Genomic DNA, 453 nt, shown 5'->3' on the forward strand with positions numbered 1-453 from the left:
AAAAAAAACATTATTATTGTGGCTGCTGCTGGAAACTTTGGGAACATAATTGGAAAAGGGGATAATATAACATTCCCAGCTAGATATGATTCAGTAATTTCTGTGGCATCTAACGATATAAATGGAGAACGTAGTTTGTTTTCTTCAACAGGTCCTAAAATTGATATTACAGCCCCTGGATCAGATATTATATCTACATATCCCCCTAATAATTATCGTAAAATGAGCGGGACTTCAATGGCGACTCCTCATGTAGCTTCTGCTGCTGCTTTACTGAAAGAGAAAAATCCGAGTATGTCTGCTTCTGATATTCGTAGAATATTGATAAATTCTTGTGAGAAAGTGCATAAAAATAATAATTTGTATGGAAATGGGTTTTTACGATTAGAAAATGCCTTGACATTTGATTATATCCAATAGGATATAATTAAGTGAATCGTCTATACTTAATTG

Annotated in this window: 1 protein-coding gene; it reads left to right on the forward strand. The window is 33.3% G+C overall.

What is annotated here, in order from left to right; all coding sequences use genetic code 11:
• Positions 1–420 (forward strand): S8 family serine peptidase (locus DEQ92_RS22685; protein ID WP_147299601.1); only part of this gene is annotated, 420 nt, incomplete at its 5' end.
• Between the last annotated feature and the right edge of the window lie 33 nt (positions 421–453).

The organism is Haloferax sp. Atlit-6N (genome assembly GCF_003383195.1).
GTDB classification, from domain to species: domain Archaea; phylum Halobacteriota; class Halobacteria; order Halobacteriales; family Haloferacaceae; genus Haloferax; species Haloferax gibbonsii.